This window comes from Sphingomonas sp. DC1600-2, assembly GCF_049897605.1.
In the GTDB taxonomy this organism is placed as follows: domain Bacteria; phylum Pseudomonadota; class Alphaproteobacteria; order Sphingomonadales; family Sphingomonadaceae; genus Sphingomonas.
This window is the reverse complement of the sequence record NZ_JAFCWO010000017.1, coordinates 1-11702: the sequence shown is the minus strand read 5'-3', so window position 1 is coordinate 11702 and position 11702 is coordinate 1. Positions and strand designations below refer to the sequence as shown.

Below are 11702 nucleotides of genomic sequence, written 5' to 3'. Positions count from 1 at the left end.
ACAATGGCGCGCAGGCGGCAGGCCGTCACGATCAAGCATGTCGCGGCGGATACGGGCGTGTCGTTGCAAACCGTCAGCCGTGTGATCAACAAGGAGCCGGGCGTCCGGCCCGAGACCGCTGCACGCGTGCAGGAGGCGATCGATCGGCTGGGCTATGTGCCGTCGATCGCGGCGCAGCGGATGGGCGGCTCGCGCTCCTATCTGATCGTCGCGCTCAACGATCGCGAACGCACGATCGCCGACTGGCGTGCGCGGCAGGGCACCGACTGGGTCGACCAGATGCTGCTCGGCGGGATGCTGACCTGCGCGACCTATGGCTATCGCATGATCGTCGAGCTGGTCGACACGCATAGCGACCATATCGAGCGCGAGCTGATGGCCGCGATCGCGGCGCTCCAGCCCGATGGCGTCATCCTGACGCCGCCGCATTCGGAGAACCCGCTGATCGCGGACTTGCTGGAGGCCCAGCGGATCAGTTTCGCGCGGATCGGCTCGCGGCGGGCAGGCGCGGGCTTTGCGCTGACGATGGACGATGAGCGCGCGGCGCGGATCGCGACCGAGCATCTCATCGCGCTCGGGCATACACGGATCGGCTTCATCGCGGGGCCTCCCGATTATGAGCTCAGCGCGTGGCGCACCGATGGCTGGCGTGCAGCAATGGCGGCGGCAGGGCTGGCGGACGATTTGCTGACGCGCGGCGATTTTGGATACGCGTCGGGGCGGGAGGCCGCGATCGCTTTGCTCGATGCGGCCGACCCGGCGACCGCGATCATCGCCAGCAACGATCAGATGGCGCTCGCCACGCTGGAGACGTGCCGGGAACGCAGGATCGCGGTGCCCCGCGACCTGTCGCTGATCAGCTTCGACAACACCCCGATCGTCCGCTTCACGCATCCGCCGCTGACCGCAGTGGACCAGCCAATCGCCGATCTGGCGGCCCGCGCGGTCGAGCTTATCATTGCCGAACTCGCAGGGCGTGATTCACCGGGGCAGCCGATCATTGTCCCGGCGAAGCTAGAGCTGCGCCAATCGACCGCACGACGCCGATAACCCTTTGCAATCCCCTGGCTGTGGCGATGCCGATGTCCTAAGCAGGCGTCACATGACCGCGCATTCCGACCGCTTCTTCGCTGTCCGCAAGGCGAAGCGATCGCCCGCACTGATTCCGGTGCTTGGTGCGCTTGGATACGCCGGATGCGTCGTTGCGTATCTGCCGTTGTTAACTTTGCTGTTGCCACTGCGGATCGAGTTGATTGCCGGGGAAGCGCGGTTCGGTGTGCTCGCGACGGCGATGATCGCAGGTGCCGCGATGGCCAGCATTGCGGGTATCCTATTCGGATGGCTTAGCGACCGTTCGCTCGAGCGCGGCACGGGACGGCGATACTGGATCGCCGCAGGCCTTGTCGCGACGATCGCGTCGTACGCGGGCATTGCCAGCGCACGGACGCCCGCGATGCTCGTCCTATCGGTGATGGCGTTTCAGGTCGCGCTCAACATCGCCCTGGCCCCGCTTATGGCGCTGCTCGCTGAGGAAAGCCCGGATCGACAGAATGGCCTGATGAGCGGCCTGCTCGCCGGGGCTCAGCCGCTTGGTGCGGCGATCGGGCCGCTATTGGTGAAATGGGGGCCCCCGACGTTGGGCCTGCGCCTAGCCGTGATCTCGGTCGTTGTCGTCATTTCCCTCGGGCCATTGCTGGCGACATCGCCCAAGCCGACGTTGCCGGTGGCGGATCGCACGGTTGCGGTATCGTCACCCGACCTCGTCATTGCGTGGATATCGCGCCTGATCGTCCAGATTCCCGGTAACGTGGTGTCCGCATATTTCCTGTTCTTCATGGAGCGGTTCGCGACACCCGCCGCACGCGGCGGTGTGTCGGCACAGGTGGGGGCGTTGATCTTTTTGGCGAACATCGTGCCATTGCCCTTCGCCGTTATGTTGGGCCGTTGGTCAGACAGGTTGGAGCGGCGCAAGCCGTTTATGATGATTGCCGTTATTCTCGATGCGGCCGGTCTCGTCATGATGGCCTGCGCGACCAACTGGACTTCGGCTGCGATAGGTCTTTGCATTTACTCGATCGGCTGGACTGTCTTCCTCACCTTGCAAATCGGTTTCGTCATGCAATTGCTTCCCAACCCGCGTCGGCGTGGGCGCGATCTCGGGCTGATCAATTTGGCGAATACCGCACCCGTGCTCATTGGCCCGGCATTGGCGTGGTGGCTCGCGACACCCCAAAATTTCAGCACGCTGTTTTTGACCCTGGCTATTCTGTCATTTGTTGGTGGGGCGACCATGCTTGGAGTAACCGGGCGGAAATAGTCCGTTTCGCGGGATGCCGCGCGTTTCCGGACCGGCGGCATGTTTTTGCTTTTGCCAGCGGGGCCGGAGCGGCACCCGCAGTCGATGTTTATCGACGAAGCCGGGGCGAAAGGCCTGCCGTACGAGCGCGATCGGCATCCTCTTTACTCTCCTCATTGCAGTCTTTCGCACTGTCGCAAGCGGGTCGGGGGAGGTCGCCCGCGCGTCGTCGGCTGACGGCGCTGGGACGGATTTCGCTATACTCATCCTCAGCCGTAACCCATCCTTGCGCCGTTCTGCATTTTGAAGCATAGCACAGGACAGTACTGGAATATCACATTGGCGAATTGATGTTTGATTGTCGATCTCCGGGGGACGCCGCCGATAAGGTCGTGGGTTTGGGGTTCGGGTGCGCCGCGCTCGGCAATCTGTATGCGCCGATCAGCGACCAAGACGCGCGGGCGGCGATCGACGCGGCGCGCAGCGCCGGGATCGCGTTTTTCGACACCGCGCCCTTTTACGGTTTCGGTCTGAGCGAACGGCGCCTGGGCGACGCGCTCCGCGGGGACAGCGGCCTGGTCGTGTCCAGCAAGGTCGGCCGTCTGCTGGTTCCGGATGAAGCGCAAACGGTTGAGCAGTCGCGCGACGGTTTCCTTTCGCCGCTGCCGTTTCGCGTCGCCTATGACTATAGCTATGATGGCATCCTGAGGTCGCATGAAGCGAGCCTGCAGCGCCTCGGTCTTGCCCGGATCAATATCCTGTTGGTCCATGACATTGGCCGCGCGAACCATGGCGACGACAATGCACGCTATTGGCAGCAACTCACGCACGGCGGGGGTTTTCGCGCGCTGGAGGAACTGCGCGCGAGCAAGGCGATCGACGGCTTCGGGCTGGGCGTCAACGAGACTGCGATCTGCCTGCAGGCGATGCGCGAGACGCGGCTCGATATGGTATTGCTTGCGGGGCGCTACACGTTGCTCGAACAGGATGCGCTCAATGCGTTCCTGCCGACGTGCGTCGCGCAGAACGTCTCGGTGGTGATCGGCGGCCCCTATAATAGCGGTATCCTCGCCACGGGAACGCGGAGCGGTGCGCCGATGCATTACGACTATGCCATCGCGCCACCCGCAATCGTCGAGCGAGTCCGCCGGATCGAGCGGATCGCCGATGCGCATGCGGTCCCGCTCGCCGCGGCGGCCTTGCGCTTTCCGATCGCGCATCCTGCGGTGGCGCGCGTGCTACCGGGACTGGCCAGTGCCGCGCAGGTCGAGCGCACGCTGGAGGTCTACAACACTAAGATCCCCGACGATTTCTGGCGCGATTTGCGGCAGGCGGGCCTTATCCGCGCAGATGCACCGGTGCCATCGCCAGCCATGGCGGGGACGGAGCTGTGACCGCACGCCATCGTGTTCGCGTCACCCGCCGTTTGCCCGAGGCAGTCGAGGCGCGGCTCGCGGTGCAGTATGACGTCGTATTAAACCAACCGGACATCGCGCTGAGCGCGACCGAATTGCGCGGCGCGATGCGCGAATTCGACGCAATTTTGCCGACGATCACCGACCGGATCGATGCCGATCTGTTGGCGACCTCGGGCCGCCGCGCCGCGTTGATCGCCAATTATGGTGCTGGCGTCGACCATATCGATCTTGCCGCTGCGCGCGCGGCCGGGATCGCGGTGAGCAACACGCCCGGCGCGCTGACCGAAGCCACGGCTGAACTGGCGATCCTGTTGATGCTGATGGCCGCGCGGCGCGCCGGTGAAGGTGAACGCGAGCTGCGCGCGGGGGAATGGACCGGCTGGCGGCCGACGCATCTCGTCGGCCAGTCGCTCGATGGCTGTACGCTCGGGCTGATCGGCTTTGGCCGGATCGCGCAAGGCACCGCGGCGCGTGCTCGCGGGCTCGGCATGCGCATCCTCTATTTCTCGCGCAGCCCCGCCGCGACCGAGATCGAGGCGGCGCTGGGGGCGAGCCGAGTCGATACCGCCGAAGCATTGATGGCGGAGGCGGACGTCGTATCGCTCCACATCCCGGGCGGCCGGGCGACTCATCATTTTGTCGATGCGGTCTTACTGGCCAAGGCGAAGCCGGGCGCGATCCTCGTCAACACCGCGCGTGGCTCGGTGGTCGACGAGGCGGCTTTGGTGGCGGCTCTGGCGGAAGGGCGGATCGCGGCGGCCGGGCTCGACGTCTATGAGAACGAGCCGACTGTCAGCGCGGCGCTGCTGGCCAGCCCGCGCACCGTGCTGTTGCCGCACCTCGGCAGCGCAACGAAGGGCGCGCGCGAAGCGATGGGAATGCAGGCGGTCGACAATCTCGACGCCTTTTTTGCGGGCCGTGCCCTGCCCGACCGTGTCGCCTGAGGCGATCCTCGCCGACGCGATCGAACGCGCGCTTGTGCATCCGCGCCGGGTCCCGCTCGTGCTCGGCCTGTGTGGGGCTCAAGGGAGTGGGAAGTCGACCGTCGCCGCGGCGCTCGCCGCGCGCTTTCCGCATTCGGTGGTGCTGTCGCTCGACGATCTTTATCATATGCGGCGCGAGCGCGCACGGCTCGCTGCGGCGGTCCACCCGCTATTCGCAACGCGCGGCGTTCCGGGAACGCACGATATCGCGCTTGGGCTGGATACGTTTGCAGCGCTCGACGCGCGACAGGCGGCACCGCTACCGCGCTTTGACAAGGCGACCGACGATCGTGTCGAGGCAGCGCTTTGGACGCCTGCATCCGTGCCCGCGCAATTGGTGATCTTCGAAGGCTGGTGCGTCGGTGCCCGGCCGCAGGACGCGGTGGCGCTGCTGGATCCGGTTAACGTGCTCGAGCGCGAGCGCGACCCGCATGGGGTGTGGCGGCGCTACGCCAATGCCGCGCTTGCGGGCGCGTATCAGCGGCTGTTCGCGCGGATCGACATGCTTGCACTGTTGCGCGCGCCGAGCTGGGGGCGGGTGCTGGACTGGCGGCTGGAGCAGGAACGGGCGCTGCGCCAGTCGGGTGCGTGCGGCGACGGGGTGATGGCCGACGCCGAGGTGCGGGTGTTCGTCAGTCATTACGAACGGCTGACGCGGCACGTCCTCGACACCATGCCTGCCTATGCCGATTTGGTGTTGCAGCTCGACGACGACCGAAACTGCGTCGCCGTACATCGGCGCTGACGGTTGCACCCAACTGACGCTACTCTACCCGATCCGGAGGATATCGATGCGCCACGTGCTTCTGCTCGATCTGCAGGATGATGCCGAGCTGATCGCTGCATACCGCCACTGGCACCGTCCCGGAGGGCCGCCCGCCGCCGTGACGCGCGCGATCCGGGCGGGCGGTGTGGCCGCACTCGACATCTGGCATGTCGGGGACCGGCTGGTGATGGTGATGGAGACCACGCCCGATTTCCACCCCGTCGCCAACGCCGCGCGCGAGGCGGCCGATCCCGCGGTCGGGGCGTGGGATGTGTTGATGGACCGCTTCCAGCGCCGCTTGCCGTTTGCGGCGGATGGGGAAAAATGGGTCGCGGCGGAGCGTATTTACAGCCTGGACGAGCAGCCGTAGCGGCGCGCTATTGCATCCCCAGGAGGCGCTGCAGCGCGAGCTGAAAATGCGTCACCAGCGCGGCCTCGGCGGCGTCCGCATCGCGCGCGACACACGCGGTCAGAATGTCGAGATGCTCGCGCAGGGTGCGGATCGCCAGCGGGCGGGTGGTCAGCCAATCGAGCCGTACCAGCGTCACGTAATTCTTAAGGCGGCGCGCAGTCACTTCGATCAACTGGTTGCGCAGCGCCGATATCAACGCGCCGTGCAATTGCTCTTCGAGACGGTCGAGCATGGCTTCATCGTCCGGCTCCCAAGAGCCCTCCTCCAGCCGGGCGAGCAACGCGCGATGGCCGTCGACCATCGCCTGGATTTCGCCGGCATCGCCGCTTTCCGCCAGCGCACGGGCACCCGCACGCTCGATCAAAGAGCGAAACTGATATGTCGACCGGGAGAGCTCGAGGTCGGAGCGGATGAAACGGATACACGACCGGGCGTGAATCGTGACCAGTCCTTCGGTCTCCAGTCGGCGCAGCGCGTCGCGCAGTGGCTGCATCGTCATGCCGAACAGCCGCACCAGATCGGCCTGCGACAATTCCGCACCGAGCGGGATCGTGCGGTCGAACAGCCCCTTCAAGATTGCGTCATACGCTTTGTCTGACAGGCTGGGTTCGTTATCGCCCAACAGGTCAAGCTCGATCGCCTTGGCTGGCTCGGTTTTCGATTTTCCGGCTACGGCCCGCATCCGATTCAGTTTCCACAAAATTGGCCGCTCCGCAGATGCGGCGGCACGCTCATCTCCCCCACCGTAAGCGCGCCCTGGCGAAAACGCTAGCAGGAGTGCCGCGCCAGCCTCGCGAGCACGGGGGCCATCATCGGTAATGAAATTCTAATTACCATGTTTGACATATCTAAAAGCCCTGATACTGATATCTCAAATCAAAAAACGAAGAGGAGGGGATTATGGGGAAACTGGCACGGTTGTACGGTGGCGTCGCAATCACGGCGACCGCCTTGGCGCTTGCATCGGCAGCACAGGCGCAATCTCAGGCGCAGGGCGGCAGTGGCAGCGCGTCGATGGGGGACACGAATGCGCCACAGCAAAATCTCGGCACGCCTGACGCCGGTCCGGACGGTGTCGCGCAGGATATCGTGGTGACGGGCATACGCGCGAGCCAGCGGCAATCCATCGACATCAAACGCAACGCGATTAACTCGGTCGACGCGATCGCCAGCGAGGATTTGGGCAAATTGCCCGACCAGAATGTCGCCGAATCGCTGCAGCGCGTGCCGGGCATCACGATCGATCGCAATCGCGGCGTCGGCAACGGCGTGACGGTTCGTGGGCTTGGCCCGCAGTTCAATACCGTGACGGTCAATAATCGTGTGATCGCGACCGATGGCGCTGGACGCGAATTCAACTTCGATATCTTGCCATCCGAGCTGATTTCGGGGGCGAACGTCTTCAAGAGCCCGCAGGCCAACATCAATGGCGCGAGCATCGGCGCGACGATCGATATCCATACGCTGCGCCCGCTTGAACAGCGCACCGGCCTCTATGGCGGTGGCTCGCTACGTGCGAACATCGATGAGCTGGGCAGCAAGACCACCCCGTCGGGCGCAGCCTATGTCACCTGGAAAAATCCCTCGGGGAGCTTGGGTGTGTCGCTCGTCGGCTCGTATGACGAGCGCAACGAACGGACCGACAACTTCTTCGTGGGTGCAAGTTCCTATCCGCGCAGCTTCGACGACGGCTATTACGGCCAGGTGAGCGGCGGTGCAGGCGGATTGTGCGTCGGAGCGTCGGGTGCCGGTGGCTGCACGCCGCGGATCGACACCAGCAAGGTGGGGCTGTTCCGCAACGTCGATATGTACCACAATTTCATCAACCAGGTGGAATTCTCGAACCGCAAGCGGATCGGGCTGGACGGGACGGTCCAGTTCAAACCAACCAACAATCTGCTCTTCACGCTCGACGGGCTCTACTCCCACGACGACGAACATTATCACAGCTCCGGCATCGCACCCGATTTCAGCGGGGGGACGCTCGTGCGGCAGGTGGTGTCGGGCGGCACCGACACCACGGAGATCGTCGGCGGGCAGAGCCGCACCGTCCATGTCGGTGGCACCGCGACATCGGAGAGCTTTCACGACGGCACGGTCGACGTCGTCGTCGAGGACCGGCCAGCCAAATCGACCACCTATCTGTTCGGCTTCAATGCGAAATGGGACAGCGGCCCGTTCAGCGTCGCGCTCGATCTCGATACCACCAAGGCCAAATATGACAATGCGCAGGCGCTGTTCACAACATCGCGGCTGAAACATCTCGATTACACGTATGACCGCAACACGGGGTCGCCGCTGGCGAGTTTCACGGTCAGCAGCCCGACATATCCGGATGCGGCGACCGACGTGAACCATCGCCTCGCACATTATATGCAGTCGGAGGGCCAGATCCTCGAAGACACGATCAACGAGGCGCATCTCGACGGGGCCTATAATGGTGCCCAGGTTACCGTTTACGGCGGCGTGGGCTATTCGGCCCGCACCAAGACGACCACCGGGTTCACCGAACCCAACGCGTGTGCCTATTGCGGCAGCGACGTGTTGGTGCCGTCGAGCGTGTTCAGCCCGACATCCTACAATTTCTTCGGCGGGGCCGCAGGCGGCAACACCGCAAATTGGGTCGACTATAACGCCCAAAATCTCTTCCAGACGATGATCGGCCTGAACAGCACCGCCGACCCGGCATTGCACAGCGGTAATCTTCTGCCGATCGTTCGGGACCCGGCCGCCAGCTCCTCGGTCAAGGAGAAGGTGGCGCTCGGTTATTTGATGTTCGAGTTCAAGGGCAATCTCGGCACGCTGCCATTCGCGGTCAACACCGGCGTGCGAATCGAAGATACCGACTTCACCTCAAATGGTGCCGGCCAGACCGTGCTGAGCGCAAAACCCAACGGCACGGGCCAGAACGTCATCGTGCTGTCCGGGCTGACCCCGCTCAGCTTCAAGGGGCATTATACCGACATTCTTCCGTCGCTGAACGCGCGGCTCACCATCACGCCGAAGCTGGTCTTCCGGACGGCGGCCTCACGCGTCATCTCGCGGCCGACGCTGACCGATCTTTCGCCGGCGCAGACGATCACCAGCAATCCGGGCAACGAGCGCATCACGCACGGCAACCCCAATTTGCAGCCGTTCCGCGCCTCGCAGGCGGAAGCCGGGCTCGAATGGTATTATGATCGCGATTCACTGCTGTCGGCGACCTTCTTCTACAAATCGATCGACTCGTTCATCACACGCGGGGTCACTCCCCAACAGGTTGATCAGGTAACCTTCATCGTCGATCAGCCGATCAACGGCAAAGGTGCGACGGTAAAGGGGGTCGAAGTCAGTTATCGCACGCTGTTCAAGTTCCTGCCGGGCCTGTTGAGCGGTTTCGGCACCCAACTCAGCTATACCTATACCGACAGCAACGCGAACTATACCAACGCGGCAAAGGCCTCGACCTCCTATTCGTTGGAGGGCTTGTCAAAGAATTCGTACGCCGCAGTGCTCTTTTATGAAAAGGGCCCGGTGCAGGCGCGGGCCTCCTATACCAGGCGCGACGGCTACCTCTTCGCGCCGCAGACGCAGACCGGCATTCCCGAGTTCGTCGACAGTTATGATCAGCTCGATGCAGGGCTGCAATTGTCGGTGACGAAGAATGTCATCCTGACCGCCGATGCCACCAACCTGACGGATTCGAGGGAATTTCACTACGCCAACGTAGTCGCGGATGCGCAGGAATATCGACGGGTCGGGCGGCGCTACACCGCCGGCGTGCGCGTGCGTTTTTAGGCGAGGCACCGGGGCGGTTGCGCTTGCCTCCGCCCCGGTAATAACTCAGACTAATATCTCAACAAGGAAACAAGAAATGTCTTCAGCGCGCATTGTCGAATATCGGCTGACTCGCCTGGCCTTCGCGCGGGACCGGACGATCGGCGATTCGCAGGTGCGGGCGACGACTGCCCAAATCATCGCGGTCGAACTTTTCGACACGGTCGGGAATGTCGGGCTTGGTTTCGCGCAGGCGTTGTTCACCAGCTTGCCGGACGCGGACGAGATCGAACGCGTGTTCGCGACGGAGGCCTGGCCCGGACTGGAAGGGCGGTATCCGGCGGCGCTCGCGCTGGCGGTGCATCGCGTGCGTGGCGGCAATGTGCGGCGGATGGGCTTGCCGTTCGAGGAGTCGCTCCAGCACGCCATCTGGGATCTGTTCGCCAAGCAATCGGGCCTGCCGCTGTGGCGCATGCTCGGGGCGGAGCGCAGCAAGGTCGGCGTCTATGCCAGCGGGCTCGATTATCACTTGTCCGACCACGACTTTACCGAATTGTTCGGCAAGGCGCGCGAGCGGGGCTTCCTCGGCTACAAGATCAAGGTCGGGCATCCCGATCTGGAGCGCGATGTTCACCGGCTCGATTTGCTGCGCGATGTGGTCGGCAGCGACCGACCGGTGATGATCGATGCCAACGAGGCCTGGACGGCACAGGAAACGATCCAGGCGGTCCGGCGCTTCGAGCGCGCCGGGCACCGCATCTACTGGCTCGAGGACCCGATCCCGCGTGAGGATTTCGACGGGCTGAAAATGCTGCGCCAGCTCGGCATCAGCCGGATCAATGCGGGCGAATATCTCGATCTCACCGGCAAGCGCAAACTGGTCGAGGCGCGGGCGTGCGACATGCTCAACGTGCATGGCCAGGTGTCCGACGTGATGCGCGCCGGCTGGCTTGCCAATGAAGCCAATGTCGAGGTGACGCTCGGCAACACCTTCCTGGAGCTTGGCGTCAACATGGCGCTGGCGCTGCCGGGCGTGCGCTGGCTCGAATACAGTTTCCAGAATTTCGATCATCTGGTCGACGAACCCTATACGATGGCCGACGGTTATATCCATGGCCGCGACGCGCCCGGGCACGGTCTGGTGCTTAGCGCGGCGGCGCGGGCCAATGGCGGCGCGCTGCCCCAGGTGATTGGCGCGGTCGCGTGACCGTGAGCGCTGGGCTCGATGCGGTGCTGCCTGCCGCGCCCGTCGTTGAAGGCCGCAAATGGGGGCTTATCGTCAGCCTCGGCATCGTCCTCTTCGTGTTGCTGGCCCTCTACGCTTCGATTCTCGGTGTGCTGTTGCCCAACCAGATCGAGAATCTCGATCCGGTCGGCAAGCTTGGGACGTTGGGCGTGGTCTATGCGATCACGTCGGTGTTCAGCACGATCACCACGCCGGTGTCGGGCGCGCTCTCCGACCGGACGCGGTCGCGCTTCGGGCGGCGGACGCCCTGGATTGCCATCGGCGGCGTCGTCGGGGGTGCCGCGACGATTCTGATCCCGTTTGGCGGTGGCATCGTCGGCGTCACCGCGCTGTGGCTGGTGGCCACGGTCAGCCTCAATTCGATGCAGCCCGCGATCACGACGATCGTTGCCGACCGCTTCCTGCCCGGTGAGCGCGGGATGGTGTCTGGCGTGGTCGGCGCGGCGATGACCGCCGGGGTTTCGGCAGGCACCATTTTCGGGGGGCTGATGGCAGCCCAGCTGTTTGTCGCTTATGCAATCGTCGGTGGCGGTATCATTGCCGCCAGCCTCCTGTTCGTGTTGCTCAATCGCGAGCCGCCGCTGCCCGCCGGATTGGCTGCGCCTGTGCCGTTTCGCCTGACCTCGTTCCTGCGCAGCTTCTGGATCGATCCGCGCGCCCATCCCGATTTCGCCTGGGCGCTGTTCGGCCGCTTCTCGATCTATATGTGTAGATTTCCGCTGAGAAGTGACCCGGTATTTCCATCGAGAATTGACCCGGGTGAAGGTATGTCCCGCAGAGCGGGTTTTGGGTCAAGCTGGTGATTTTTCCTTTCGTGGTTTTGGT

The 11702-nt window shown here is 64.0% G+C and carries 10 protein-coding genes; 9 read left to right on the top strand and 1 reads right to left on the bottom strand.

The window, feature by feature from the left end; translation table 11 throughout:
* Window positions 1-3: 3 nt before the first annotated feature.
* From ACP7BL_RS16400 to ACP7BL_RS16375, 6 genes are all read left to right on the top strand, one after another.
* A complete protein-coding gene (locus tag ACP7BL_RS16400; protein WP_033966182.1) occupies window positions 4-1050 on the top strand; it encodes a LacI family DNA-binding transcriptional regulator in 1047 nt (348 codons plus the stop codon).
* Between the two features lie 52 nt (window positions 1051-1102).
* Window positions 1103-2317 (top strand): MFS transporter, encoded by a 1215-nt coding sequence (locus tag ACP7BL_RS16395; protein WP_052192460.1) that lies wholly within the window; start codon window positions 1103-1105, stop codon window positions 2315-2317.
* Between the two features lie 371 nt (window positions 2318-2688).
* Window positions 2689-3690: an aldo/keto reductase gene (locus ACP7BL_RS16390; RefSeq protein WP_249340863.1), complete on the top strand. Its 1002-nt coding sequence runs from the start codon at window positions 2689-2691 to the stop codon at window positions 3688-3690.
* Complete coding sequence (locus ACP7BL_RS16385; protein ID WP_426258827.1) at window positions 3687-4658, top strand: 2-hydroxyacid dehydrogenase; 972 nt, start codon at window positions 3687-3689, stop codon at window positions 4656-4658. The genes ACP7BL_RS16390 and ACP7BL_RS16385 overlap by 4 nt, the downstream gene beginning before the upstream one ends.
* Window positions 4648-5442, top strand: coding sequence for a kinase (locus ACP7BL_RS16380; protein ID WP_126849240.1), 795 nt, complete (start codon window positions 4648-4650; stop codon window positions 5440-5442). Before ACP7BL_RS16385 ends, ACP7BL_RS16380 begins: the two co-directional genes overlap by 11 nt.
* 46 nt (window positions 5443-5488) lie before the next feature.
* Window positions 5489-5833, top strand: coding sequence for an L-rhamnose mutarotase (locus ACP7BL_RS16375; protein WP_426258826.1), 345 nt, complete (start codon window positions 5489-5491; stop codon window positions 5831-5833).
* Window positions 5834-5840: 7 nt separating this feature from the next.
* Here ACP7BL_RS16375 and ACP7BL_RS16370 read toward each other — a convergent pair whose 3' ends face one another.
* Window positions 5841-6557: a GntR family transcriptional regulator gene (locus ACP7BL_RS16370; RefSeq protein ID WP_126849223.1), complete on the bottom strand. Its 717-nt coding sequence runs from the start codon at window positions 6555-6557 to the stop codon at window positions 5841-5843.
* A 218-nt stretch (window positions 6558-6775) separates the two neighbouring features.
* Here ACP7BL_RS16370 and ACP7BL_RS16365 point away from each other — a divergent pair, with 218 nt between their 5' ends.
* The 3 genes from ACP7BL_RS16365 (at window position 6776) to ACP7BL_RS16355 (ending at window position 11680) form a co-directional block, all read left to right on the top strand.
* Window positions 6776-9652 (top strand): TonB-dependent receptor, encoded by a 2877-nt coding sequence (locus ACP7BL_RS16365; protein ID WP_426258825.1) that lies wholly within the window; start codon window positions 6776-6778, stop codon window positions 9650-9652.
* Between the two features lie 76 nt (window positions 9653-9728).
* The gene (locus ACP7BL_RS16360) at window positions 9729-10838 is read left to right on the top strand and encodes a mandelate racemase/muconate lactonizing enzyme family protein (protein ID WP_426258824.1); all 1110 of its coding nucleotides are present in this window, start codon (window positions 9729-9731) and stop codon (window positions 10836-10838) included.
* The gene (locus ACP7BL_RS16355; RefSeq protein WP_426258823.1) at window positions 10835-11680 is read left to right on the top strand and encodes an MFS transporter; all 846 of its coding nucleotides are present in this window, start codon (window positions 10835-10837) and stop codon (window positions 11678-11680) included. The genes ACP7BL_RS16360 and ACP7BL_RS16355 overlap by 4 nt, the downstream gene beginning before the upstream one ends.
* Window positions 11681-11702: the final 22 nt, after the last annotated feature.

Excerpts from the sequence above, each read along its gene's own strand:
- ACP7BL_RS16375 (WP_426258826.1), top strand. The coding sequence starts at position 5,489 with ATGCGCCACGTGCTTCTGCTCGATCTGCAGGATGATGCCGAGCTGATC.
- ACP7BL_RS16360 (WP_426258824.1), top strand. The coding sequence starts at position 9,729 with ATGTCTTCAGCGCGCATTGTCGAATATCGGCTGACTCGCCTGGCCTTC.
- ACP7BL_RS16400 (WP_033966182.1), top strand. The coding sequence starts at position 4 with ATGGCGCGCAGGCGGCAGGCCGTCACGATCAAGCATGTCGCGGCGGAT.
- ACP7BL_RS16370 (WP_126849223.1), bottom strand. The coding sequence starts at position 6,557 with ATGCGGGCCGTAGCCGGAAAATCGAAAACCGAGCCAGCCAAGGCGATC.
- ACP7BL_RS16365 (WP_426258825.1), top strand. The coding sequence starts at position 6,776 with ATGGGGAAACTGGCACGGTTGTACGGTGGCGTCGCAATCACGGCGACC.
- ACP7BL_RS16395 (WP_052192460.1), top strand. The coding sequence starts at position 1,103 with ATGACCGCGCATTCCGACCGCTTCTTCGCTGTCCGCAAGGCGAAGCGA.